26 protein-coding genes are annotated in these 24629 nt (G+C 69.9%); 14 read left to right on the top strand and 12 right to left on the bottom strand.

Translation table 11 applies throughout. From position 1 onward, the window contains the following. Both AB0I28_RS16900 and eno read right to left on the bottom strand, forming a co-directional pair. Positions 1-372 (bottom strand): septum formation initiator family protein, encoded by a 372-nt coding sequence (locus AB0I28_RS16900; RefSeq protein ID WP_357494122.1) that lies wholly within the window; start codon positions 370-372, stop codon positions 1-3. Between the two features lie 317 nt (positions 373-689). Further along, entirely contained in the window at positions 690-1973 is a 1284-nt protein-coding gene (gene eno, locus AB0I28_RS16895; protein ID WP_357494120.1) for a phosphopyruvate hydratase, read from the bottom strand. Positions 1974-2141: 168 nt separating this feature from the next. Here eno and AB0I28_RS16890 point away from each other — a divergent pair, with 168 nt between their 5' ends. Then, positions 2142-2858, top strand: a complete 717-nt coding sequence (locus AB0I28_RS16890) for a hypothetical protein (RefSeq protein WP_357494118.1) — start codon at positions 2142-2144, stop codon at positions 2856-2858. Here the strand turns inward: AB0I28_RS16890 and AB0I28_RS16885 are convergent. The 3 genes from AB0I28_RS16885 to AB0I28_RS16875 all read right to left on the bottom strand — a co-directional run bounded on the left by AB0I28_RS16885 (position 2771) and on the right by AB0I28_RS16875 (position 4693). After that, positions 2771-3829: a hypothetical protein gene (locus AB0I28_RS16885; protein WP_357494116.1), complete on the bottom strand. Its 1059-nt coding sequence runs from the start codon at positions 3827-3829 to the stop codon at positions 2771-2773. The genes AB0I28_RS16890 and AB0I28_RS16885 overlap by 88 nt on opposite strands. 53 nt (positions 3830-3882) lie before the next feature. After that, a complete protein-coding gene (locus AB0I28_RS16880; protein ID WP_357494115.1) occupies positions 3883-4173 on the bottom strand; it encodes a hypothetical protein in 291 nt (96 codons plus the stop codon). A gap of 142 nt (positions 4174-4315) precedes the next feature. Continuing rightward, the gene (locus AB0I28_RS16875; RefSeq protein ID WP_357494113.1) at positions 4316-4693 is read right to left on the bottom strand and encodes a hypothetical protein; all 378 of its coding nucleotides are present in this window, start codon (positions 4691-4693) and stop codon (positions 4316-4318) included. A 270-nt stretch (positions 4694-4963) separates the two neighbouring features. Here AB0I28_RS16875 and AB0I28_RS16870 point away from each other — a divergent pair, with 270 nt between their 5' ends. The 3 genes from AB0I28_RS16870 to AB0I28_RS16860 all read left to right on the top strand — a co-directional run bounded on the left by AB0I28_RS16870 (position 4964) and on the right by AB0I28_RS16860 (position 8334). Beyond that, positions 4964-6049, top strand: coding sequence for an LLM class flavin-dependent oxidoreductase (locus AB0I28_RS16870; protein ID WP_357494111.1), 1086 nt, complete (start codon positions 4964-4966; stop codon positions 6047-6049). Next, positions 6050-6661, top strand: a complete 612-nt coding sequence (locus AB0I28_RS16865; protein ID WP_357494109.1) for an FMN reductase — start codon at positions 6050-6052, stop codon at positions 6659-6661. Between the two features lie 92 nt (positions 6662-6753). After that, the gene (locus tag AB0I28_RS16860) at positions 6754-8334 is read left to right on the top strand and encodes an ATP-binding protein (protein ID WP_357494107.1); all 1581 of its coding nucleotides are present in this window, start codon (positions 6754-6756) and stop codon (positions 8332-8334) included. Here the strand turns inward: AB0I28_RS16860 and AB0I28_RS16855 are convergent. Beyond that, positions 8285-8686, bottom strand: a complete 402-nt coding sequence (locus AB0I28_RS16855; RefSeq protein ID WP_357494105.1) for a DUF6326 family protein — start codon at positions 8684-8686, stop codon at positions 8285-8287. The genes AB0I28_RS16860 and AB0I28_RS16855 overlap by 50 nt on opposite strands. Positions 8687-8916: 230 nt before the next feature. On the opposite strand from AB0I28_RS16855, the gene AB0I28_RS16850 reads away from it, so the two are divergent. Together AB0I28_RS16850 and AB0I28_RS16845 are read left to right on the top strand one after the other, a co-directional pair. After that, positions 8917-10062 (top strand): sensor histidine kinase, encoded by a 1146-nt coding sequence (locus tag AB0I28_RS16850; protein ID WP_357494103.1) that lies wholly within the window; start codon positions 8917-8919, stop codon positions 10060-10062. After that, on the top strand, positions 10059-10706 hold the full coding sequence (locus AB0I28_RS16845) for a response regulator transcription factor (protein ID WP_357494101.1): 648 nt from the start codon (positions 10059-10061) through the stop codon (positions 10704-10706). The genes AB0I28_RS16850 and AB0I28_RS16845 overlap by 4 nt, the downstream gene beginning before the upstream one ends. A 53-nt stretch (positions 10707-10759) precedes the next feature. Here AB0I28_RS16845 and AB0I28_RS16840 read toward each other — a convergent pair whose 3' ends face one another. Next, positions 10760-12025 (bottom strand): ATP-binding protein, encoded by a 1266-nt coding sequence (locus AB0I28_RS16840; RefSeq protein ID WP_357494099.1) that lies wholly within the window; start codon positions 12023-12025, stop codon positions 10760-10762. Positions 12026-12187: 162 nt separating this feature from the next. Here AB0I28_RS16840 and AB0I28_RS16835 point away from each other — a divergent pair, with 162 nt between their 5' ends. Together AB0I28_RS16835 and AB0I28_RS16830 are read left to right on the top strand one after the other, a co-directional pair. Beyond that, positions 12188-12736 carry a thioredoxin family protein gene (locus tag AB0I28_RS16835; protein WP_357494097.1) on the top strand — a complete coding sequence of 183 codons (549 nt, stop codon included), beginning with the start codon at positions 12188-12190 and terminating at the stop codon, positions 12734-12736. A gap of 63 nt (positions 12737-12799) precedes the next feature. Beyond that, positions 12800-13093 carry a hypothetical protein gene (locus AB0I28_RS16830; protein WP_357494095.1) on the top strand — a complete coding sequence of 98 codons (294 nt, stop codon included), beginning with the start codon at positions 12800-12802 and terminating at the stop codon, positions 13091-13093. Between the two features lie 5 nt (positions 13094-13098). Here AB0I28_RS16830 and AB0I28_RS16825 read toward each other — a convergent pair whose 3' ends face one another. Both AB0I28_RS16825 and AB0I28_RS16820 read right to left on the bottom strand, forming a co-directional pair. Beyond that, positions 13099-13359 carry a chorismate mutase gene (locus tag AB0I28_RS16825; protein WP_357494093.1) on the bottom strand — a complete coding sequence of 87 codons (261 nt, stop codon included), beginning with the start codon at positions 13357-13359 and terminating at the stop codon, positions 13099-13101. A gap of 222 nt (positions 13360-13581) precedes the next feature. Beyond that, entirely contained in the window at positions 13582-14571 is a 990-nt protein-coding gene (locus tag AB0I28_RS16820) for a hypothetical protein (protein WP_357494091.1), read from the bottom strand. Between the two features lie 146 nt (positions 14572-14717). Between AB0I28_RS16820 and AB0I28_RS16815 the strand changes: the two genes are divergently transcribed. Both AB0I28_RS16815 and AB0I28_RS16810 read left to right on the top strand, forming a co-directional pair. Next, positions 14718-15335 (top strand): TetR family transcriptional regulator, encoded by a 618-nt coding sequence (locus AB0I28_RS16815; protein ID WP_357494089.1) that lies wholly within the window; start codon positions 14718-14720, stop codon positions 15333-15335. Positions 15336-15387: 52 nt separating this feature from the next. Continuing rightward, positions 15388-16257 carry a hypothetical protein gene (locus AB0I28_RS16810; protein ID WP_357494087.1) on the top strand — a complete coding sequence of 290 codons (870 nt, stop codon included), beginning with the start codon at positions 15388-15390 and terminating at the stop codon, positions 16255-16257. A 184-nt stretch (positions 16258-16441) separates the two neighbouring features. Here AB0I28_RS16810 and pcrA read toward each other — a convergent pair whose 3' ends face one another. Next, positions 16442-18802, bottom strand: a complete 2361-nt coding sequence (pcrA, locus tag AB0I28_RS16805) for a DNA helicase PcrA (protein WP_357494085.1) — start codon at positions 18800-18802, stop codon at positions 16442-16444. Between the two features lie 45 nt (positions 18803-18847). Further along, entirely contained in the window at positions 18848-19672 is an 825-nt protein-coding gene (locus AB0I28_RS16800; RefSeq protein WP_357494083.1) for a M23 family metallopeptidase, read from the bottom strand. Between the two features lie 156 nt (positions 19673-19828). Between AB0I28_RS16800 and AB0I28_RS16795 the strand changes: the two genes are divergently transcribed. The 4 genes from AB0I28_RS16795 (at position 19829) to sucD (ending at position 23838) form a co-directional block, all read left to right on the top strand. Continuing rightward, entirely contained in the window at positions 19829-20236 is a 408-nt protein-coding gene (locus AB0I28_RS16795; protein ID WP_357494081.1) for a cobalamin B12-binding domain-containing protein, read from the top strand. Positions 20237-21083: 847 nt separating this feature from the next. Beyond that, positions 21084-21644, top strand: coding sequence for a hypothetical protein (locus AB0I28_RS16790; protein WP_357494078.1), 561 nt, complete (start codon positions 21084-21086; stop codon positions 21642-21644). A 125-nt stretch (positions 21645-21769) separates the two neighbouring features. Further along, on the top strand, positions 21770-22948 hold the full coding sequence (gene sucC / locus AB0I28_RS16785) for an ADP-forming succinate--CoA ligase subunit beta (protein ID WP_357494075.1): 1179 nt from the start codon (positions 21770-21772) through the stop codon (positions 22946-22948). Positions 22949-22950: 2 nt separating this feature from the next. Then, positions 22951-23838: a succinate--CoA ligase subunit alpha gene (sucD, locus tag AB0I28_RS16780; protein WP_357494072.1), complete on the top strand. Its 888-nt coding sequence runs from the start codon at positions 22951-22953 to the stop codon at positions 23836-23838. A 121-nt stretch (positions 23839-23959) separates the two neighbouring features. On the opposite strand, the gene AB0I28_RS16775 is transcribed toward sucD, so the two are convergent. Continuing rightward, positions 23960-24412, bottom strand: coding sequence for a hypothetical protein (locus AB0I28_RS16775; protein ID WP_357494070.1), 453 nt, complete (start codon positions 24410-24412; stop codon positions 23960-23962). Positions 24413-24629: the final 217 nt, after the last annotated feature.

Genomic DNA, 24629 nt, shown 5'->3' with positions numbered 1-24629 from the left:
TCAGCCGGCGCCGTCGGCGCCGTCCACGCTCGACAGCAGTTCTTCGTACCAGTTTCCCGACTCGGTCGCCGGAGGCTCGTACGGCTCCCCGGCGTCCTTCGCCGCGCCCTCGGGGTCGCTGATGATGATCAGCGGCTTCTCCCCCGGCCGCACCAGGAGCAGGTGGATGCGCGCCTGGGTGGCGATGTAGTCGTCGTCCTCCCACTTCGCGCGCTCGGCCTCCAGCTCGGAGATCCGCTCACGCTGCTCGGACTGCTCCGCCTGCAAGCGCTCGATCTCGGCGCGCTGACCGAAATAGGTCCGCACCGGATAGGCGTAGGCCAGCGCGAGTGCGGAGAGCACCAGCGCCAGGATCGCCGTGCGCGCGCTCATCCGGCGGCTGCGCGGGGGCCTGATCCTCGGCGTCGGGGTCGACTTCGCCGTCTCGCCCGTGGCGCTGGTGCGGCGGGTGGTCCCCGGCCGCACGGTGCCACGGCGAGGCTTGCGGGGGCGTCCGGTACCGGGCCCCTGCCCACTGGGTCGTCCACGACGTGCTGCCACGCGTCGACCGTACCCGCATTCGGGGCGTGGCCACGGCCTCACCCGCCGCCCGGTCGGCGGCGGGTGAGGCGTGAGGCGTCTAGGGCGTGTCCTGGTGATCTTGTGGGTGCGAGCCCGCCGCAGCCCCGCAGTGATCACCAGGACACGGCTTAGGCCTTGTTGAAGCGCGGGAACGCCGAGGCGCCGGCGTAGCGGGCCGCGTCGTCCAGGTCCCGCTCGATCCACAGCAGCCGGTTGTACTTGGCCACGCGGTCGGACCGGGCGGGGGCGCCGGTCTTGATCTGGCCGCTGCCCACGGCGACGGCCAGGTCGGCGATGGTGGTGTCCTCGGTCTCGCCCGAGCGGTGGCTCATCATCGTGGTGAAGCCGGAGCGGTGGGCGAGGTCGACGGCGTCGAGGGTCTCGGTGAGCGTGCCGATCTGGTTGACCTTCACCAGCAGCGCGTTCGCCGAGCGCTCGTCGATGCCCCGGCGCAGGCGCTCGGGGTTGGTGACGAACAGGTCGTCGCCGACGATCTGGATCTTGTCACCGAGCGCCGCGGTCAGCGCCGCCCAGCCGGCCCAGTCGTCCTCCGACAGCGGGTCCTCGATCGAGACGACCGGGAAGTCGGCGACCAGCTGCTCGTAGTAGGCCATCATCTCCTCGGCGGTCTTCTTGGCGCCCTCGAACTCGTAGACGCCGTCCCGGTAGAACTCGGTGGCGGCGACGTCGAGCGCGACGGCGATGTCCGTGCCGAAGGTCAGACCGGTCTTCTCGACGCCCTCGGCGATCAGTTCGAGCGCCTCGCGGTTGTTGCCCAGCTCGGGCGCGAAACCGCCCTCGTCGCCAAGACCGGTGGCCAGGCCCTTCTTCTTCAGGACCGACTTGAGGGCGTGGTAGGTCTCGGCGCCCCAGCGGACCGCCTCGGTGAAGTTCGGCGCGCCGATCGGCGCGATCATGAACTCCTGCACGTCCACGCTGGTGTCGGCGTGCGCGCCACCGTTGAGGATGTTCATCATCGGCACCGGAAGCAGGTGCGCGTTGGGTCCGCCGAGGTAGCGGTAGAGGGGAAGCCCGACCGACTCCGCGGCCGCGCGGGCGACCGCGAGCGAGACGCCGAGAATGGCGTTGGCGCCCAGGTTCGCCTTGTTGGCGGTGCCGTCGAGGTCCAGCATGGCCTGGTCGATGAGACGTTGCTCACTGACCTCGTAGCCGAGGAGTTCCTCGACGATCTGCTCGTCGACGTTGTCGACGGCCTTCAAGACGCCCTTGCCGCCGTAGCGGTCCTCGTCGCCGTCCCGCAGCTCCACGGCCTCGAAGGCGCCCGTGGAGGCACCCGAGGGCACCGCCGCGCTCGCCGTCGTACCGTCCTCCAGCAGGATTTCCACCTCGATGGTGGGATTGCCGCGGGAGTCGAGGATCTCCCGGGCGGAGATGTTGCTGATGCCCGCCACGTACTAACTCCTTATATCCGTGGTTGTCCGCGCCGACGACGCTGTCGCAAGCTGAGCCTAGTTCGGGCCGGTGCGGGGCCCTTCCGGGGCACGCCGTGCGGTATGGCCCCCGCCGAGTAGGGTGGCCAGGCAGCCGAAGCGGCTGACGCAATGGGAGGTGGCCCGGACTTGGCGATCCGGATGTACAGCTGGCGCGCGGCGCGCCGCGCGGGAGTAACGATGCTGGTCACGGCCGGCCTCGCGGCCTCGGCGGCCTGCTCTACCCCCGGCGACGCCCAGGAGGTCATCAGCCAGGGCCGTGTCGTCGACGGCATGGCCAGCAGCATCGACGAGGGCACCACCCGCTCCTACACCGCCACCTACCAGCTCGACGGCGGCGAGACCGTGACCGTCGTGCACACCCCTGACCCGTACCGCGACGCCTTCCTCTTTCCCGGCGGCCGCTACGTGAGCACCCCCGAGTTCGAGATGACGTGCAAGGGCGGCGGGTGCACCCTGATCGACCCGCTCGCCTCCAACGCACCCCTCGACACCGACGCGATCGGCGAGGTCGGCGGCGCGAACTTCCTGCCCGCGCAGACCATCCTCGGCCTGCTCACGAAGGCCGCGCTGGACACCGGCGCGTCCATCGAGCAAAGCGACGCGACCCTGGTCGGCGAGCACGCGAGCTGCGCGCAGGTGTCCGGGCTGAGCAACACCGACTCCGACGCCTTCGAGGCCTGCGTGACCAACCGCGGCGTGGTCGGCCGGTTCACCGGGACGGTGGACGGCACGGCGGTGAACATGCTGCTGGTCTCCTACGTCGAGAACGCCGAGAACGCGCACTTCGACGTGCCGCCCGAGGCGAAGGTCGACGACCGGCGCAAGGACGTGAAGAAGAAGTAGTAGTACCCCGAGCATCGAGGAGGGCCCGGCCGCGTGCGGCCGGGCCCTCCTTCGCTCTGGCGAAGTACGTAGGAGCGGACGGTGCTGTGGGTGATCTTCGTGCCGTCGTCGCCGGTGGCGCTCATGCGCACCGAGACGTACTCGGCGCTCTTCGGGTGGCGCAGGGTCGCGGTGGCGTGGTCGCCGGTGCGGTCGAGGGCGACCTTCTTCCAGGTGGCGCCGTCGTCGTAGGAGACCTCGAAGGTCATCGACGTGGCCGCGGTGTCGGGCGCGCCCGGCTGGGGGGTGTAGTCGAGTTCGACCTGCTGGGCCTTGTCACGGGCGGCGGTGCCGTTGACGACGCCCTCGGCGTCGAACTCCACGACGCTGAAGGGCAGTGCGGCGGAGGTGTCGGCGGGCCCGGGAACGGAGTCGAACTCCCAGTCGAGGGTGTTGCGGGTGCCCAGCGGCGTCCAGGGCACGTCGAGGGTCCCTTCGAGGGACGGGCGGTAGCGGCCCGACTCGCCGGGCGGCAGGCCGGTGTCGAACCAGCTCAGGTCGCCGTCGATGCGGTTGATCTCGGCGCCGTCCTTGGTGACCACGGCCGTTCCGGTGACCGCGAAAACCTCGCCGAAGGTGTCGTAGATCGGATCGTCGTCGTTGTCGAGAAGATGCGGCTGGAAGTACAGGACGTCGTTGTAGCGGACCATCTCCTGCGCGAGGCCCGCGCCCGGCGAGTACGGGCCGGTGCCCATCGAGCCGCGGTAGGTGCCCGGCGTGTAGACGCGCTCGGCGGGCTCGGCGATGGCCATGTACCGCTCGGCGGAGTCGGTGAGCGTCAGGTAGCTCTGGTAGCGAGTCTGGCCGTCGGCCATGTAGTAGTTGGTGCGCGTCGAGGGGACGGCGATTGCGGCGAGCGCGCACATGCCGTTCTGGTCGTCACCGGTGTTGCTGCTCGCGCACTCGTAGCCCTGGTCCCAGGGCATGCCCATGCTGTTGTAGTCGACCGTGACGGCGGCCGGCGACGAGGTCTCGGCCGCGTAGGTCAGGTCGGCGGGGACGCCGCCGGTCTCGTTGCAGAGCAGCCGGTGCCGTCGGCGCCGATCTCGACGCGTTCCTCGACCCCGGCACCGCTGAGATAGAAGGTGCTCAGTCCGGGCGCCTCGCCCTGGCGGTCGCGCAAGGTGACGGTGAGCGTGGTGGTCGCGGCGGACGTGAACCGCTTCGCCCGCGCGGGCGGGGCCGTCGCCGGGGTGGACGGTTCGGCGGCCTGCGCGGCCGCCGGGAGCGTCGACAGCAGGGCCGCCACCGCGAGCAGGGGTATGAGCTTTCGCAAAGGGTTTCCTTCCGATCGTCGGGTTCGACCCGATCGAGGGAAGTACGCCCGCGGGCGGCCGCCGGGTTGTCGGCGTCGCCGAGGTGACCCGCACCACCCGCCGCCGCTCCCCCGGCGGCGGGCGAAAGGTCACCCGTGGGGGTCAGCCGCCGCCGCAGTTGTTGTTGCGGGCGGGCTGGGTGGTCTTCGACTGCGTGCCGAACTCGGCGTGGACGCGCATCACGCAGGGGAACTCGACGTCACCGGTGGTCGTGATGGTGTTGTCGTTGTAGTAGGTGGTGCCGCTGTCCCAGACGGACCAGTTGCCGGCCGCGTCCTGGCTCTGGACCTCCCAGGAGACGTCCCCGGCACAGCCTTCGAGGCCCTGGACGTACTGGATGATGTTGGCGCCGTTGTAGATCTCGCTCTGGATGAGCGTGCACGCCTCGGTGCCGACCGCGGCCTGCGCGGGGGCTGCGGTGGCGACCAGCGCCGCGGCGGCGAAGCCGGCGGTGCCGAGGATTCCCAGGATTTTGCGCATGGGGGCTTTCCTTCCTGCGGTGGACAACGGACGCTGTCCTTCTGAGGCACCGTTATAGCAAAGATCAAGTGACGCGGACCATAGTCGAGCGAAGAAAAGTTTCGTCGGTGAAGACCATCTCGTAGGTGACCTCCATCTATGGCGGAGCGTAATCACGACGGGGACGCCCGAAGTGCTCCAGACCACCGACCCGCGGTCGGCGGAATAGGGCCGGACAGGCTAGCGTTGTGCGCGATGTTGACACGTCAGCAAACAGAGAGGGTGAGTGCCGTGCAGTTCGGTATCTTCACGGTCGGTGATGTCACTCCGGACCCGACCACGGGCCGCGAGCCGACCGAGCACGAGCGGATCAAGGCGATGACCACCATCGCGCTCAAGGCCGAGGAGGTCGGACTCGACGTCTTCGCCACCGGCGAGCACCACAACCCGCCGTTCGTGCCGTCCTCGCCGACGACGATGCTCGGCTGGATCGCCGCGCGCACCGAGAAGCTGATCCTCTCCACGTCCACGACGCTGATCACCACCAACGACCCGGTGAAGATCGCCGAGGACTTCGCGATGCTCCAGCACCTCGCCGACGGGCGCGTCGACCTGATGATGGGCCGCGGCAACACCGGCCCGGTCTACCCGTGGTTCGGCAAGGACATCCGCCAGGGCATCCCCATGGCCATCGAGAACTACGCGCTGCTGCACAAGCTGTGGCGCGAGGACGTCGTCGACTGGGAGGGACGCTTCCGCACGCCGCTCCAGGGCTTCACCTCGACGCCCCGGCCGCTCGACGGCATCCCGCCGTTCGTGTGGCACGGCTCGATCCGCTCGCCGGAGATCGCCGAGCAGGCCGCCTTCTACGGGGACGGCTTCTTCGCCAACAACATCTTCTGGCCGCGCACGCACTTCAAGAAGCTCATCGATCTGTACCGGCAGCGCTTCGAGCACTACGGGCACGGCACCGCCGAGCAGGCGATCGTCGGCGTCGGCGGGCAGTTCTTCATGCGCAAGAACTCCCAGGACGCCGTCCGCGAGTTCCGCCCCTACTTCGACAACGCGCCCGTCTACGGGCACGGGCCGTCGATGGAGGAGTTCACGTCGCAGACGCCGCTGACGGTCGGCAGCCCGCAGGAGGTCGTCGACAAGACGCTGTCCTACCGCGACACCTACGGCGACTACCAGCGGCAGCTGTTCCTCGTCGACCACGCGGGGCTCCCGCTCAAGACCGTGCTGGAGCAACTCGACCTGCTCGGTGAGATCCTGCCGACGCTGCGCGCCGAGTTCGCCAAGGGACGCCCCGACAGCGTGCCCGACGCGCCCACCCACGCGTCGCTGCTCGCCGCCCGCGACAGCCTTCAGGAGGTGTAGATGAAACTCGTCGTCGTCTCGGCGGGACTGAGCGTCCCCTCGTCGACCCGCCTGCTCGCCGACCGCCTGACCGCGGCCACCGTCGCCGAGGCGCCGGACACCGAGGTCGAGGTCATGGAGCTGCGCGACCTCGCCGTCGACATCGCCAACAACCTGGTGACCGGTTTCGCCAACGTGCGGCTCCAGTCCGCGCTCGACGCCGTCGCCGGCGCCGACGGGCTCATCGCGGTGACGCCGGTGTTCTCCGCGTCGTACTCGGGGCTGTTCAAGTCCTTCTTCGACGTGCTGGACAACACCGCCCTGACCGGCACCCCCGTGCTGGCCGCCGCGACCGGCGGAACCCCGAGGCACTCGCTGGCGCTGGAGCACGCGATGCGGCCGCTGTTCGCCTACCTGCGGGCGGTCGTCGCGCCGACCGCGGTGTACGCCGCGTCGGAGGACTGGGGCGGGTCCGGCGATCCGCTGACCGACACGCTGCCGACGCGCATCGAGCGCGCCGGAGCCGAGCTGGCCGCGCTGATGCGGGGGCGGGCGGCGGTGGCGCCGGCGGACTCGCCGGAGGCCGTGGTGGTCCCCTTCGCCGAGCAGCTGGCGGCGCTGGAGAGGAAGTAGCGGTGCGGGAGGCCGGGGCCCGGGTCCCGGCCTTTCGGCTTGATAGGAGTACGCTTCTTAGTAATGCACTCCTAAGGAAACGAGGGCTTCCCGTGACCGCGCGCCGCTCCCTTCCCGAGAAGCCGGACCGCGTCTTCGGACGCGACACCGAGTGGCAGGGCCTGTCCACCTTCGCCGGGCGCACGTCGCCGCACGCGATGCTCGGCATCGTCAGCGGCAGGCGGCGCATGGGCAAGACCTACCTGCTGCGCGCACTCGTCGAACGACTGGGCGGCTTCTACTTCAGCGCGACGGCCGCCACCACCGGTGAGTCGCTGCGCCAGTTCGGCGCGGCACTCGCCGACCACGTGAACTCCCCGGTCGCGTTCTCCTTCGCCACCTGGGACGACGCGATCACCTACATGTTCGGGCTGGCCGCCCCCGAGCGCGGCGACGCCCCTGCCCTGATGGTCATCGACGAGTTTCCCTACCTCGCGAAGACCACTCCGGAGCTGCCCTCGCTGATCCAGCGGGAGATCGACCGCTTCCAGTCCGCGGAGAGCCGGATGCGGCTGCTGCTGTGCGGCTCGGCGATGTCGGTCATGGGCGGACTGCTCGCCGGGTCGGCGCCGCTGCGGGGACGTGCGCAGCTGGAGCTGATCGTCCGGCCGTTCGGCTACCGGGCGGCCGCCGAGTTCTGGGACGTGGCCGACCAGCCCGCGCTCGCCGCCCGACTGCACGCCACCCTCGGCGGCACGCCCGCCTACCGGCGACAGTTCCTCGCCGACGACACCCCCCAGTCCTTCGACGACTTCGACGACTGGCTGTGCCGCAACGTCCTGTCGCCGCTCAGTCCCCTGTTCAGGGAGGCCCGCTATCTGCTGGCCGAGGAAGCCGACATCCGCGACACCGCCCTCTACCACTCGGTCCTCGCCGCCATCGCCGACGGCAACTCCACTCGCGGGGGCATCGCCAACTTCATCGGCCGCAAAGCGGTCGACATCTCCCACCACCTCCACGTCCTGGAGGACAGCCACCTCCTGACCCGTGAGCGCGACCTGTTCCGGGCGGGCAAGTCGCAGTACCGGATCACCGAGCCGCTGATCACCTTCTACGAGGCCGTCATGCGGCCGGCGTGGGCCCGACTCGAAGACGGTGACGCCGCCGGCGTGTGGGCCCGGTCCGCCGAGACCTTCGCCGCCCAGGTCGCCGGACCGCACTTCGAAGCCCTGTGCCGCGAGTACGTTCTCGGGCCGGGACGGTCCCTCTTCGGTGGAGAACTCGGGGAGGTCGGCGGCGGAGTGGTCGTCGACCCGGTGGCACGACAGCAGATCCAGGTCGACGTCGCGGTGACCGAGGCAGGGTCGGGAGGCGCGAAACAGGGCGTCCTGCTCGTCGGGGAGGCCAAGTGGGGCACCGTGATGGGCGCCCGCCACCTGGAGAGGCTCGAACGTGCCAGGACACTGCTCGCCGACCGGGGCATGGAGACCGCGAGGTGCGCTCTGGCGTGTTTCAGCGCCGCCGGGTTCAGCGACGAGCTTCGCCGCAGCAGCGCCGAACGCGACGACGTCCACCTCCTCGGCCTCGACGAGCTCTACGGGCGGGAGGGGACGGCGCGGCTCGCTGTCGAGCCGGCCGCCGCAGTCACGGCGACGCCGTGCGACGTGGCCAGGTCCAGGCGGCGCGCAGGATGAAGGCCAGGAGCAGCACCTCGAGTCCGATGGAGAGACCGTAGAAGTACGAGTAGGTCCAGGACTCCCCTGCCGCGTTGAACACCGTCACTGGGATGTAGAGCGTCGCGACGACGAGGTTGACGATGCGGTTGACACGGGCGGGCAGTGTCATCGAGAGCAGGATCATGAGGATCGGGACGGCCATCAGCGTGAGCGCGATGGCGACAAACGTCGGGCCGGTGTCGAACTCGTGGACGACGCCGGCCAGGAGGCCGTCCAGGAAGCCGGGCTTGTACAGGGCGAGGTAGTCGACGTAGATGTAGAGGAACATGAAGCTCGTCCATGCCGCTGCGAGCTTGGCCTTCACGGGCATGCGCGGATCTTCCAGCGTGCTCTGGGCCGGCGGACGGTCTGGTGCGGTGTGGGACTGAGGCGTTCGCATCACGATGCTCCTTGCCTTGATTGGGTGAGTGCTTCCACCTTCACGGATGCCGGCGGCGGGCACATTGGCCCCGGAGCCTGACTCGACCTGGCCAACGGCACACCCGAGCTCTTGTACTTTGGGCGGATACGCCGAGCACGCGGGCTACCTAGGCTGATCGGATGGCCACCAACGCATTCCGCTCGCTGTGGGCCGAACCCCGACCCACGAATGCCCCGGACCAGGGGCCGCGGGACTGGGCCCTGGTCGCGGTACTGATCTGCGGGTCCGTGCTGGAAGCGTTGCTCCGCGAGGACATGGCGCCGCTCCCGCTGCTGCTCATCGCCGCTCTCGCGGTCGTCGTTCCCCTTCCGTGGCGACGTGCGCACCCGCTCGCCACGGCCGCGGTGGCTTTCGGCACGGTGACGGCGGTCGACGTCGTCCGAGTCCTCACCGACTCGCAGGGCGCGCTGCCCACGGGTGTCTCAGCCACCCTGGTCATTGCCTACGCCCTGTTCCGGTGGGGCTCCGGCCGGGAAGCCGCGAGCGGCCTCGGCGTCATCCTGCTCTGGCTGGCCGTCACCTGCGTCGCCGAATCGAGCAGCGTGGCCGAGACGGTCGCCGGGTACGCGTTCTTCCTGTTCGCCGCCACGCTCGGCGCCGCGATCCGCTATCGCGCGAAGGTCCGCGTCCGCGACATCGACCAGGCAAGGGCCCGCGAACGCGAACTGCTCGCTCGCGAACTCCACGACACCGTCGCCCACCACGTCTCGGGCATCGCCATCCAGGCCCAGGCGGGACGTGCCGTCGCGGCCTCCCACCCCGAGCGTGCCATCGAGGCCCTGGCCGCCATCGAGGACGCGGCGACCCGCACCCTCACCGAGCTGCGCGCCATCGTCGGCGTCCTGCGCGCCCCACAGGTCACCGGGCTCGCGCCGCAGCCCGGCGTGGCCGAGGTCGAGCGGCTCGCCACCGACGGCCGGACGCGTCCCTGCGTCGACGTGACGCTTTCCGGCGAGTTCGACGACCTCAGCCCGGCGGTCGGGGCCGCGATCTACCGCCTGGCCCAGGAATCCATCACCAACGCTCGACGGCACGCCCGCCACGCGACCCGGGTCACCGTCGCCGTCACAGGCGACGCCGATCAGGTACGGCTGACCATCGACGACGACGGCTCCGCCACCGGCGGCCGCGCCCCAGCCGGCTACGGCCTGGTGGGCATGCGGGAACGCGCCTCACTGCTCGGCGGCACCTTCCACGCGGGCCCCGCCGCCGAGCGGGGCTGGCGGGTGGAGGCGGTCCTGCCCCGAGCTGGGACGCCACGATGAGCATCAGGGTGCTCATCGCCGACGATCAGCACATCGTGCGCACCGGACTGACGATGCTGCTCGACGCCCAGCCCGACATCGAAGTGGTCGGCGCGGCCTCCGACGGGCGCGAGGCGGTCCGCCTGGCGCTCCGGTTGCGCCCCGACGTCGGCCTGTTCGACATCCGAATGCCGCTGATGGACGGCATCGAAGCCACCCGACGCCTCGCCGGCCCCGACGTCACCGACCCCCTGCCGATCGTGGTCATCACCACCTTCGACCTCGACGAGTATGTCCACGGGGCGCTCAAAGCCGGCGCCCGCGGGTTCCTGCTCAAGGACGCCGGCCCCGCCCTGCTGACCCAGGCCATCCACGCCGCCGCCGACGGAAACGCACTGATCGCCCCCAGCGTGACGGTCCGGCTGCTCGCGGCGTTCGCCCACGCGCAGACCTCACCACCGAGGCAGCCGATGGAACGGCTCACCGCCCGCGAGGAGGAAGTCCTCGTGACCGTGGCCCAGGGCCGCACCAATAACGAGATCGCCGGCGAGCTCTACATCACCCAGAGCACCGTCAAAGCCCACCTCGCCAGCCTCATGCGAAAACTCGGCGCCCGTAACCGCGTCGAGGTCGCCATGTGGGCCCACGAGACAGGCCGCGTCTGACGCCGCAAAGGGCCCGCCGCGTTTGCCGGTCCGACTGTCCACGGTCGCGGCGCTCAGGAAAGTGCCGCGCCGCCGTCGAGCCGACTTGTCCAGAGCGCCGAAATCGGGAGGCACGCCAAGCCCTCTCCGAATGGGAGTTGCTCCTCACCGCAGTACAGGACGAAGCCCGCCCGGAAGCGGTCACCGAGGCGTCTTTGGAGCAGCCGAAGCCCACGGAAGTCGTCTGACCGCACGGTCTCGGCGGCCTTGACCTCGACTCCCACGACTTGGCCCGCGTTGTCCTCCAGGACGGCGTCCACTTCGTACTGATCCCGGTCGCGATAGTGGAACAACCGAACGGAGGCACGAGCCCAGGTGAGCTGCCTGGCGAGTTCACCGAGAACGAAGTTCTCCATGAGCCCGCCGACCGGCGCGTCACCGACGGCACCGGCGACGAGATAGTTCGCGAGGCCGGAGTCGGTGAAGATCAGCTTGGGCGTGGCAATCGCACGGCCGGTGGCGTTCGCCGTCCAGGCCGGCACACGCCGAACCAGGAAGATCGTCTCAAGGATCTCGATGTAGTGGCGAACCGTCGGAGCGGTGACAGCGAGGTCGCCGGCGAGCCGGTCGACCTTGAGCAGTCCCCCGGTCTGCGCGGCGAGCAGCGAAATGAGTCGGCGCATGTCCGATACCCGCTGGATGTCGGCCACCTGTCGCACGTCTCTGGTGATGATGTCGCCGATGTACCCGTCGAAGAACCGCTCCCGCCTGCGTGGCGCCTCCCTGCGCACGGCTTCCGGGTATCCGCCGCGCATCATCCGCTCCATGTAGTCCTTGCGGCGCCACTCCGGGGCCGGGACTCGCAACTCGGCTCCCCTCGCGAAGGCAGCGTCGACGAAGTCGTCGGCGGTCCCGTCGATCTCGCCTTGCGACAAGGGCCAGAGCTCGATGGTCTCCGAACGTCCCGGAAGTGAGTCCGGGAGTTCTCGCAGTGCGAGGAGCCTGGCCGACCCGGTCAGCAGGAACCTTCCCGGCTGCGGCTCGCGGTCGACCAGATGTTTGATCGCGAGCCACAGGTCGGGAACCCGCTGCACCTCGTCGATGAGCATGGAGCCGTCGTGCCGGACGAAATCGACTGGATCGTCCTTGGCCGCCGCACGAGTGGTCGGGTCGTCCAGGTAGCGCTTGAGGCTGTTCGGGCGGCCTCGGAGGCACACTTCGGCGAGCGTGCTCTTTCCGGTCTGCCTTGCGCCGTTGATCACGACGACACGGGTGTCCTCCAGGGCGTCTTCAACGAGCCCCGCGGCCCTCCTGGGCAGGTAGTCAGTCGCTCGACGCATGATCCGACCCTAGCAGTCAGTTTAGATTTGCCGAGCGCTTGACTATGGATTTGACGAGGGTAGATCTTTCGATTTGCCGAAGCTCGGTGCTTCGATCCGCCGCCGGTGAACCCATGCCCGGCGATAAGCTCGCCTGAGACCCCGGACGAAAGGCTCTCCCCCATGGCCCTCAACTCCCAGATGGTCCCCCTCGGCACCCCCGCGCCCGACTTCTCGCTCCCCGACCTGGACGACATCCTGCGCACGAAAGCCGACTACGCCGGCGGCCCCGGCCTGCTCGTCGTCTTCAGCTGCAACCACTGCCCCTACGTCAAGCACATCGAGACCGCTCTCGGCGAGGTCCTCACCGAGTACAGCACCCTCCCGGCCGTCGCCGTGTGCACCAACGACGCCGAGGCCTACCCCGACGACGCGCCCGACAAGCTCCGCGAGCAGGTAATCCGCGCGAAGTGGCCGATCCCGTACCTGATCGACGCCACGCAGGAAGTCGGCCGCGCCTACAACGCCGCCTGCACGCCGGACTTCTTCCTCTACGGACCCGACCTCACCCTCGCCTACCGGGGCGCCTTCGACGACTCGACCCCCGGCAACGGCAAGCCCGTCACCGGCGAGCACCTCCGCAATGCCATCGCGCACGTCCTCAAAGGCGAAGCCGTTCCAGAGCCCCATTACCCGGCCATGGGCTGCGGCATCAAATGGCGCGAGGGCTGACGGCCGACGGGGGCGCCGAAAACGCGCCCCCCATCACCGCCTCGCATGCCTCACCATGAGTACATGCGTGCCCGACCTCTTCCCTCGCCGAGGCTCAAGACCGCCACGGCGCTGGCGACCCTGCTGTGGTTCCTCACCGCCTTAGGCCTGGCCTACATGGCCTTCAGCGTCTCGTTCTTCGACGGCCCCTACGAACGCCTCGCCCTGTGGTGCATCGGCACGGCGACCGCCGGCCCGCTGCTCATCGGGGTCCTGGCGCTCCTCGGCCGCCTGCGCAAGACCGGGATCGGTTTCCTGATCGCGGCCGTCACCGTCGGCGGCCTCCTGACGCGCCCGGCCCTGGCGTTCTACGGCTGAGCCGCCTACAGCGGCCCGCGACCCGAACGCAGCAGCAGCAGCGCGACCTGCGTCCCGTCGGCCCCCAGCGCCTCGCGGAAACGAGCGAGGATCTCGCGCTCGCGGTCGAGGACGAGCCGGGTGCCACCGGAGGCCATGCGCGCTTTGCCGACCTCCTGGGACAGGCTTGATCGCTCCTGCCAGAGGCGGATGAGTTCGGTGTCGATGGTGTCGATGCGCTCGCGGAGCGAGTCGATATCGACGGGGATCTCTGTGCTTGCGGTCATCGTCGGCTCCTAAGAAGGGAGTCCGGCAGGGCCCAGAGACGACGAATCCCCGGGCTCTGGAGGCCCGGGGTCGTTGGTCAGATGGTTACGCGCGACCTACGACTGCCGGTACCCCGGTGCCGTAGTAAAAGTAAAATCGCGCGTTGGTCACGTCGCCGAGTATGCCACAGCACGTCGCGAAACCGTCAAGTACGGCTCCGCGACGTACCGAGGAGTGGGATGTCAGGCGTGGACGGCGACGGGCGTCTCAGTCGCGGGAGTTGTCGGCGCCGGCTTCTTCGCGCGCTTCGGGATCACCAGCATGAGCAGGCCGGCGGCGATCCAGCAGCCCAGGACGAGCGTCGGGCCGGTGAGCGCGGCGCCGTCGAAGTAGACGGCGTTGCGGACGGCTTCGAGGGTGGCTCCGGGCGGCAGGACCGACCCGACGGCCCCGTACCACTCGGCGATGTAGCGCGGCCCGACCGGCCCGCCGGACGACGGGATCCCGATGGGGAAGAACAGCAGCCCGGCGAGTCCGCCCGCGGCCGCGCCGCCCAGCCGGGCGAGTCCGGCGACGGGGAAGGCTATCGAGGCCGAGGCGAGCACGGAGACCGCGAAGAGCCGCAGGGTCGAGTCGGGGAGGACGCCGGTGGCGGCGTCGGCGACGGAGACCGCGACGGCCGCGACGACGAGGGCGACGCCGGTGAGGGCGGTGAGCATGCCGAAGCGGCGCAGTTTCGTGCCGACGGCGAGCATGAGCGCGCCGCCGAGGGACGGGACGAGCACCGACATGAGGTAGAAGAACATCGCCGAGCCCGAGGGGTCCTCGGCCGACAGCGGGTGGGCGTCGGTGACGGCGAGGGTCGTGCCCTGCGCCTGGGCGGCGGCGGTGAAGACCTTGGTGATGATGGTCGCGCCGGCCAGGCCGGAGGCGCCGGCGGTGAGCAGGGTGTGGCCGTCGGGGCCGGGGATGAGGACGGCGTCGACGTCGCGGTCGGCGAGCGCGTCGCGGGCCTCGGCTTCGGTGTCGTAGGGGCGCAGGTCGAAGGCGCCGTCGGCTTTGGTGTCGACGGCGGTCTGGATCCGGCCGACGGCTTGTTCGGGGGCGACGACGGCGATGGGCACGTCGTGGGGCGCGGGCTTGTGCAGGGCGCCGATGAAGGAGCCGGCGAACAGGGCGGTGAGCAGGGCGACGGCGAGCAGGATTCCGGCGGGTTTCCGGAGGTCTCTCATGGCTGGCCTTCCAGGAGTTCATCACGTGTTGAGTTCAACGCTGTTGAAATTAGCTCAATTCCACGGTGTTGAATAGGACTTGTGAACGACGCCACCCCGCCACCGCCTGGCACCATGATCGGTACCGACGAGCGAAGGACCCCGCAGTGACCAAGACCCGCAAGTCCACGGCGGGCCGGCGCCCCGGCGAGTCCGGCACCCGCGAGGCGATCCTGGAGGCGGCGACCGACGCCTTCCTCGACCGCGGCTACGACGGCGCCACCATGCGCGGCATCGCGCGCGCCGCCGAGGTCGACCCGGCGCTCGTCGTGCACTTCTTCGGCAGCAAGGACGGCCTGTTCAAAGCCGTCCTGGAGACCGGCGCCAACCCCCTGCGGCAGATCGCGAAGTTCGTCGACGCCCCCGACGACGAACTCGGCGCGCGCCTGATCCGGCACTACCTGGACGCGTGGGAGTCGCCCGAGACCTCGGCGCGGATGTCGGCGGTCCTGCGGGCGGCGGCGACCTCCGAGGCGGCCGCCGAAGTGCTCAAGAGCTTCGTCACCGACGCACTGCTCACCCCGCTGACCGGCCGCGTCAACGCCGGCGAGGCGCCCCTGCGGGCGAGTCTGTGCGGGGCGCACCTGGCCGGGATCTCACTGACCCGGTACATCCTCAAGACCGAGCCGATCGCCTCGCTCGACGCCGAGCGGCTCGCCGCCGTCGTTGGCCCCTGCCTCCAGCACTACCTGGCCGGAGAACTCGGCGCCGGACCCGCGACCTGATCGTGATTTGCGCCGGGTTCCATTGCCGCACAAGCGAAAGCGAGGTGCGGCGATGCGATACGTCATCCCCGGCGAAGCGGTGTTCCCCGAAGGCGTCACCGAGGCCCCCGACGGGCGCGGCTTCTTCGTCTCCGGCTCGGCCGACGGCACGATCTTCCGCGGCGAGCTGGGCGGCGGGGACCTCACCGTGTGGGGGCCGGCGGGGTCGGACGGACGCGACAGCGCCCTGGGCATGACCGTCGACCCTCACGGACGGCTGCTCGTCTGCGGGGGAAAGAGCGGCGTCCTGTTCGCCTACGACCTGGCGACGGGCGCGCTCGCCGCGCGCAGACCCGTCGGCGCCGAACCGACGCTGCTCAACGACGTGTGCGTCCTCGACGGCCACGCCTACGTGACCGACTCGCTGCGGCCGGTCGTGTGGCGTTTCGCGCTGGCGCCCGACTCCGTCGGACCCGCCGAGGAGTACTTCGACCTCACCCCGCACGATCCCGGCGACGCCTACCTCAACGGCATCGTCCCCACCCGCGACGGCACCGGCCTGTACGCCGCCGCCCAGGGCACCGGCGAACTCTGGCGCCTCGACCCCGCCACTCGCGCCGCCGCCCGCGTCGACCTCGGCGGGGTCCCCGTCAACGGCGACGGCATGGTGTGGGTCGACGACGTGCTCTACGTCTGCGACAACACCGACGAGCCCGACGGCTCCGCCCGGTACTGGCTGACGGCGCTGCACCTCGCCGACGACGGGCGCAGCGGTGTGCTGGCGGGGCGCTGGGAGCGGACGGTCGCGGACACGCCGACGACGGTGGCGTACGTCGGCGGGAGGTTGCTGCTGGTGAACTCGCAGTTCGGGGCACGACGGGAGGGCACCGCGAAGGCTCCGTTCACGGTGTCGGAGGTGGGGGTGCCGTTGCCGGCTTCTTGAGCCCGGCGCTCACAACAAGGCGACCGCGGCGGCTCAGAACCGGGCTGGTGATCGTGAGCCGCCCGGGAGTCGCGCCGAACGTCGACGCCCATCTCGGGTGGGCCCGCAGGAGGTGCCGGCAGCGTGGGGCCGAGGTGCCGGGCGCGGGCGACCTGCACGGTGCCGCATCGACCGACGCCCCTCCCTACAACTTCTGCACCGGCGCGTGCCGCACCACCAGCCACCGCTTCTGGTCGCCGAAGTCGATCTCCGCCCGCGTCCGCGCGCCGGAGCCCTCGACCTGCGTGACGCGCCCGAGCCCGAACTTGTCGTGCGTGACCCTGTCCCCCGGCACGAGGACGGGCACGTCGGCGCCGCCGCGAAGATTGCTCGCCGAGGTCAGGCCGACGCCGCCGAGGCCGAGCTTGGCCGCCAGCGAGGACTCGGGATGACGCACACCGCTCGACCGCACCATGCGCGAGGGCGCCGCGTCCGTCTTCTCCCACGCGAGCAGCGCGTCGGGAACCTCTTCGAGGAACCGGCTCGGCGGGTTGTACTGCGGCTGCCCCCAGGCGCTGCGCGTCACCGCGCGGCTCAGGTACAGCCGCCGCCTGGCGCGCGTGATGCCGACGTAGGCCAGCCGCCGCTCCTCCTCCAGCTCCTCCTCCTTGGTGGAGCGCTGGTGGGGGAAGACCCCGTCCTCCATGCCCGTGAGGAACACGACGGGAAACTCCAGCCCCTTCGCCGTGTGCAGCGTCATGAGGGTGACGACGCCGTCGGTGTCGTCATCGTCGGGAATCTGGTCGGAGTCGGCGACCAGCGCCACCTGCTCCAGGAAACCGCCGAGGGTCGGCCGCTCCTCACCGCTCTCCTCACCGCTCTCCTCGCCGTCCTCGCCCTCCTCGGCACCGGACTCGCCGAGGACCCGCTCGGTGTACTCGCGGGCGGCGCTGACCAGCTCCTGGAGGTTCTCGACCCGGCCCTCGTCCTGCGGGTCACCGGTCGACTCCAGCTCGGCGAGGTAGCCGCTGCCGGCCAGGATGTGCTCAAGGACGACCTCGGGCCCCTCCGACTCGGCGATCGCGCGGGCCTCGTCGATCAGGGCGGTGAACTTCCGGACGCTGTTCGCCGCGCGCGCGGTCACACCGACCGCCTCCCCGACCCGCCACAGCGCCGCGCCGAAGGAGATCCGCTCGCGCTGCCCGAAGGCGTCGATGGCCTCGATCGCGCGGTCCCCGACACCCCGCTTGGGCACGTTCACGACCCGCCGGGCGCTGACGGTGTCGTCGCCGTTGGAGACCAGCCGCAGGTAGGCGAGGGCGTCGCGGACCTCTTTGCGCTCGTAGAAGCGCACTCCGCCGACGACCTTGTAGGGCATCCCCGCGCTCATGAACCGCTGCTCGAACACCCGCGACTGCGCGTTGGTCCGGTAGAACACGGCCACGTCGGCGGGGCGGACGTCCTCGTCGTCGGTGAGCCGGTCGATCTGCTTGACGATCCACTCGGCTTCTTCGTGCTCCGTGTCGGCCACGTAGCCGACGATCTGCTCGCCGTCGCCCTGGTCGGTCCACAGGCGCTTGGGCTTGCGGCCGTTGTTGCGGTCGATGACCGCGTTGGCCGCCGAGAGGATCGTCTGCGTGGAGCGGTAGTTCTGCTCCAGCAGGATCGTGCGCGCGTCGGGGTAGTCGCGCTCGAACTCCAGGATGTTGCGGATCGTGGCGCCCCGGAAGGCGTAGATCGACTGGTCGGCGTCACCGACGACGCACAGCTCGGCCGGCGGGATGTCCCCGTCGGCGGGACCCACCAACTCGCGGACCAGGCGGTACTGCGCGTGGTTGGTGTCCTGGTACTCGTCGATGAGGACGTGCCGGAACCGGCGCCGGTACTTCTCGGCGACCAGCGGGAACGCCGACAGCAGGTGCACGGTGTGGCCGATGAGGTCGTCGAAGTCGAGGGCCTGCGCGGTGCGCAGCCGCTCCTCGTAGAGCTTGTAGGCCTCCGCGACCGTCTTCTCCTTGGGCGTGTCGGCACGCGCCAGCGCCGTCTCGGAGTCGACGAGCTCGTTCTTGAGGTTCGAGACCTCGGCGGCCAGCCAGCGCGGTGAGTTGCGCTTGGGGTCCAGATCGAGTTCGGCGATGACCATCTGCATGATGCGGCGGGCGTCGTCGGCGTCGTAGATGGTGAACGACGACTTCAGCCCGAGCGTCTCGGCCTCGGCGCGAAGGATGCGCACGCAGGCCGAGTGGAAGGTGCTGACCCACATCATCCGGGCGCGGCGGCCGACCAGCTCGGTCACCCGCTCGCGCATCTCCGCGGCGGCCTTGTTGGTGAAGGTGATCGCGAGGATCTCACCGGGATGCACCTTGCGATGGGACAGCAGATGCGCGATGCGCTGGGTGAGGACGCGCGTCTTCCCCGACCCGGCGCCGGCCACGATGAGCAGCGGGGTGCCCTCATGGAGGACGGCGGCGCGCTGGGCCTCGTTCAGGTCGGCGAGACCCGGGTCAGGGCGCGCGGCGTCGGTTTTCGGGCGGTTGGCTGCGGTTTCCGGAAAGAGCACATCCATGGCCCGTCGAGTCTATTCCGGGGGTACGACAGACACGCCGCCCGCCTAACCGGGGAGCAGCGAGTCGTCGGGGTAGACGTTCTCGGCGGCCTTGGCCACGTCGAGCCCGCGCTTCTTCAGGTACGGCATCGGGTCGACCTTCTCGCCGTTGAGATGCACCTCGAAGTGACTGTGCGGACCGAAGGAGTACCCGGTGTTGCCGACCTTCGAGATCGGGTCGCCGGCCTCGACCTTGTCGCCGGCGCTGACCGACAACGCCGAGTTGTGCGCGTAATACGTCGACAGCCCCTTCCCGTGATCGATGACCACCAGGTACCCGTACGTTCCCGCCCAGCCGGCCTCGACGACCGTGCCCCTGTGGGCGGCGTAGACGGGCGTACCCGTCGGCGCGGCCAGGTCGATCCCCGCGTGCAGGACGCCCCAGCGCTGCCCGAAGAAGGAGGTGAGGTCGAACTCGCCGTTCTTCAGGGGCGACGTCCAGATCTCCTCGGCGGGCTGCGACTTCAGCGGTGTGCGGTCCACCCCCCGCGTGGCGACGGTGGCCGTCGTGCGCTGCACGACACTCTCCTCGCCCCCCGCCTGTCCGTCCTGGACGACGGCGACAACGGCGGGCGGTCCCGCGACGGACGGCGCCGGGCCCTCGTCGGGCATGGCGGCCGCGCTGCCCAGGGCGATGACGCCCCCGGCGATGACCGCCGTGGCGACGACGGTCGCGTATTGGATCTGGATGGCGGAGGCCGCGCGGCGGCGCCCCACGTACGTTCCGGCGCCGAACTCCCATTCGGCGCCCACACGCCCGAGGATCTGCGACGCGGTGGCCTCCCAGTTCGGGGCGGCCCGGTGCCTCGCGACGAAGTGACTGTCCCTCACGAGACACCCCCAATCGCCGAACACCGTAACCGATGAGTCACGCAGCGTTGTGACCGGGACCTCCCCCACACCTTCTCCCTGCGGCACCTGAACGATCGGTAGGCTCGACTGCGAGTCGTTGGCGCACCGAGGCGCCGTGCTTGAAGGGTGAAGACCATGAGTTCACGCATCAGGGTCGTGGTGGCCAAGCCGGGCCTGGACGGCCATGACCGCGGTGCCAAGGTGGTCGCCCGCGCTCTGCGCGACGCCGGCATGGAGGTCATCTACACCGGCCTCCACCAGACGCCCGAGCAGATCGTGGCGACGGCGATCGCCGAGGACGCGCAGGTCGTCGGCCTCTCCGTCCTCTCCGGCGCGCACATGACACTGTTCGAGCGGGTGATCGCCCTGCTCACCGAGCAGCAGGCGACCGACATCGTCGTCTTCGGCGGGGGAATCATCCCCGACGGAGACATCCCGGCGCTGACGAAGATGGGCGTCGCGAAGATCTTCACGCCGGGGGCCACGACGACGTCGATCGTCGAGTGGGTACGCGACAACGTGAAGACCGCATCGGCCGCTTAGGCCGGGGCGGAAGGCCGGGCTGCTTGGGCCGGGGCGACTGCTTGGCCGGGCCGGAGGGCCGGGGCGGAAATGCTGGGCTGGTTGGGCCGGGCCGGAGGGCCGTGTCGTCCCGATGGGCCGGGACGGTTTTCTCCAGATCGAAACGGAGGGGCCGCCCATGCCGCCTCCCACTTCTGACTGTAGAAGAGCGCCACGCATAGCTGTGTAGGGCTCAGCGGCCGACCCTGTGGATAACTTGTGGGTTGTGGATATGTTCGGGCCGCCGCCACGGCAACGCCTATACGGCCCGCAGCCCAGGCTCAGGTCCGGGCCCAGGGACGGAGTCCCTGGTGGGGGCCTGGGGGCGAAGCCTCCCAGCAGGGTCTGGGACGGAGTCCCAGCAGGGTCCGGGACAGCGTCCCGGCGGGGGTGCTGGGGGCGGAGCCACCCAGCCGGTTCTAACCCCGCGAGCCGACCCGACCCGAGACCAAAACCCGAAACCCACAGAAAAGCGGCGGCAGCCGAAGCCACCGCCGCCCCCGTCGTATATAACGAGGGACCGGACGCACCCCTCAGACGTCCGGTCCCTCTCATGCACGACACCCCGCCGCCACCCCTCGACCGACAGGGCATCGGCCGTAAACATCGGCCCGAACCGGGCGGCTTATCGCCGCTCACTGTCCGTTTTGGCCGACGTTGATATCAACGATCCTGCCAGACGAGGGTTACGCCCTGCACGCAGATCTTCTACAACTAGTTTTCGGCGTGTCGGATTCGCACGCTTGTCGGGCACAATCGTCCCGGCAGAACCCACGACCCCGACCCGCCCCACACCCACCCCACGAGACCACACCACGAAAGGCGTCCCATGCAGATCCGCACCAGCCCCCCGCCCGAGCCGACCTTCGTCGTGCGCGCCGACTCGAAGGCGCAGCGCAAGGTCTACGGCGCCATGGGACTGGTCGGCGGTCTCGTCGCCCTCGGCGGGCTCGTCCAGCTCGCCGTCGACTACCGCTCCCCGGTCGCATGGGGCCTGCTGATCGTCGGCCTCGGCATCCTCGGTCACACCCTCTACGAGTGGCGCCGGCAGACCGCCTTCCCCGTCCTGGTCGTCGAGACGGGCAACATCTGGTTCCGCATCGGCCCGCGCCACCTCGTCGGCGTGCCCTGGTCGCAGGTCACCGGCGTGCGCTCGACCACTCACGGCGGCTTCTGGTTCCTGTGCGTCGACGCCGACGACACCGCCGCCGAACTGGAGCGCACCCAGCCGAAACTCTGGCAGCGCACCGCGCCGGCCCGGCAGGCCCACGGCACGCCCTTCGCCCTCACCGACAGCGGCAAGGACCAGTCGCGCTTCAAGATCGCCGCCGCCGTCGACCGCCAGCGCGCCGAGTCGGCACCCGGATCCGGTGACTCCCCGTCGATGTGACACGTACGACACACCCGGCGCGGGTGCGATCGCAACCCCCTCGCTACCCTGCGGAGGAGTCGCCCCGGCGACCATGAGTTGTCTCAACCAATGTCAGCGAAGACGCAGGGAGCAGGGACTTAATCGTGGACCTGTACGAATATCAGGGGCGCGCGCTGTTCGAGCGGCACGGGGTGCCGGTGCTCGACGGCGGAGTGGCCACCACTCCGGAAGAGGCTCGCGAGCTCGCCGAGCGCCTGGGCGGCAAGGTCGTCGTCAAAGCGCAGGTCAAGGTCGGCGGCCGCGGTAAAGCCGGTGGTGTGAAGCTGGCCGACGGCGCCGACGAGGCCTTCGCCCGTGCCACCGACATCCTCGGCATGGACATCAAGGGCCACACCGTCCACAAGGTCATGCTGAGCGTCACGGCCGACATCGCCGAGGAGTACTACTTCTCGTTCCTGCTCGACCGCGCCAACCGCACCTTCCTGTGCATCGCCTCGACCGCCGGCGGCATGGAGATCGAGCAGGTCGCCGAGGAAGACCCCGAGAAGGTCCTCAAGCTCCCGATCGACGCGATCAAGGGCGTCGACGAGACCGTGGCCGGCGAGATCGTCGACCGGGCCAAGTTCCCCGCCGAACTGCGCGGCCAGCTGGTCACCATGTTCGTGAAGCTGTGGGACGCCTTCGTCGCCGAGGACGCCACCCTGGTCGAGGTCAACCCCCTCGCCCGTATCGCCGACGGCACCGTCCTGGCCCTCGACGCCAAGGTCACCCTCGACGAGAACGCGTCGTTCCGTCACCCCGGGCACGAGGAGTACGTCGACGTCAACGCCGTCGACCCCTTGGAGCAGGCGGCCAAGGAGAAGGACCTCAACTACGTGAAGCTCGACGGCAACGTCGGCATCATCGGCAACGGCGCCGGCCTGGTCATGTCCACGCTGGACGTGGTCGCCTACGCCGGTGAGAACTACGGTGGAATGAAGCCGGCCAACTTCCTCGACATCGGCGGCGGCGCCTCTGCCGAGGTCATGGCCAACGGCCTGGAGATCGTGCTGGGCGACGCCGACGTGAAGTCGGTGTTCGTCAACGTCTTCGGCGGCATCACCGCCTGCGACGAGGTCGCCAACGGCATCGTGCAGGCGCTGGCGATGCTGGCGTCGCGCGGCGAAGAGGTCGCCAAGCCGCTGGTCGTCCGGCTGGACGGCAACAACGCCGAGGAGGGTCGCCGGATCCTCGACGAGGCGAACCACCCGCTCGTGCAGCGAGTGGACACGATGGACGGCGCGGCCGACAAGGCCGCCCAGCTCGCGGCGCAGGGAGCGTAACGATGGCTATCTTCCTCACTGAGAACTCCAAGGTCATCGTCCAGGGCATGACCGGCTCGGAGGGCATGAAGCACACGCGCCGCATGCTCGCCTCGGGCACCAACGTCGTCGGCGGCGTGAACCCGCGCAAGGCCGGCACCAAGGTCGACTTCGACGGTGTGGCGCTGCCGGTCTTCGCGAGCGTCGCCGAGGCCATGGCCGAGACCGGCGCCGACGTGTCGGTGCTGTTCGTACCGCCGGCCTTCACCAAGGCCGCCGTCATCGAGGCCATCGACGCCGAGATCGGCCTCGCGGTCGTCATCACCGAGGGCGTGCCCGTGCACGACTCGGTGTCCTTCTGGGCCCACGCGGGCGCCAAGGGCAACAAGACGCGGATCATCGGGCCGAACTGCCCGGGTCTCCAGTCGCCCGGCAAGGCCAACGCGGGAATCATCCCCGCCGACATCACCGGCTCCGGCAAGATCGGCCTGGTGTCGAAGTCGGGGACGCTGACCTACCAGCTCATGTACGAGCTGCGCGACATCGGCTTCTCGACCGCCGTCGGCATCGGCGGCGACCCGGTCATCGGGACCACGCACATCGACTGCCTGAAGGCTTTCGAGGCCGACCCGGAGACCGAGGCGATCGTGATGATCGGCGAGATCGGCGGCGACGCCGAGGAGCGGGCCGCGGAGTTCATCAAGGACCACGTGACCAAGCCGGTCGTGGCCTACATCGCCGGCTTCACCGCGCCTCCCGGCAAGACCATGGGGCACGCGGGCGCGATCATCTCCGGCTCCGCCGGCACCGCCGAGGGCAAGAAGGTCGCCCTTGAGGCCGCCGGCGTGAGGGTCGGCAAGACCCCGTCGGAGACGGCGAAGCTCATGCGCGAGGTCGTCGAAGGTCTGTAGCCGCACAGAACGTGCCCCCGGCCGTCCTGAAGGACGGCCGGGGGCACGTTCCCCTGAGCAGGCACGTGGGATCCGGATCGACTCCGGACGACTCACACGTGAACCGCCACGGCTCCCGGAACTAGCAGTTCGCCTTCGCGTCGTTGTAGTTCCTCCAGGAGGCGCGGTCCTCGCTCTCCACGCTGACGCGGCCGTCGTAGAGCTTGATCACGAAGAGGAAGCAGTGGGCCTCGGGCAGGTCGTACCACCCTCCGTCCGACGCGCGAACGGTATTGCACACACCGGAGCCCGAGGCGGTGATGTGGTAGCGAAGTTCCCCGCCGGCGGACTTGTCGTAAACCATGAGATCAGCGTGGGCTCCGTCCGCGTGAACGTCGCAGAGCTGGACGATGTCGCCGTTCGACCAGAAGTCGACCCTCCCGCCGTTGGGCGAGGAGTCGTCGGTGTACATCCAATAGTGCGGGCCGGTCGCGGCCATCGCCGGTGACGGCATCACGAGCAAGACGGCTCCGAGAGCCACGACGGACGCCACGAGCGTGCCGGCGATCCGCTGACGTAAACGGGAAAGTGACATGGGCTTCTCCTTGGGGCGCTGATCTGTTGCGGCACTGTAGCAGCGGCCGTGCACGGCGGTGATCCACAGCTTCGGCAACGCGTGTTGCAGGTTCCCGGGCAGCCGGGCGACCCTGTCCGGCCTGACGGCGGCCTCCCTGACGGCCGGGCAACGGCACAAGCCGCCAGGCCGTGCGATCAAGCCCGGCAGGCCGCCACCCGATTCGGTGCTCCCCCTG

Origin of the sequence: Phytomonospora sp. NPDC050363 (assembly GCF_040655735.1) — a bacterium.
GTDB lineage: Bacteria > Actinomycetota > Actinomycetes > Mycobacteriales > Micromonosporaceae > Phytomonospora.
This window is presented reverse-complemented; position numbering and strand designations above follow the sequence as displayed.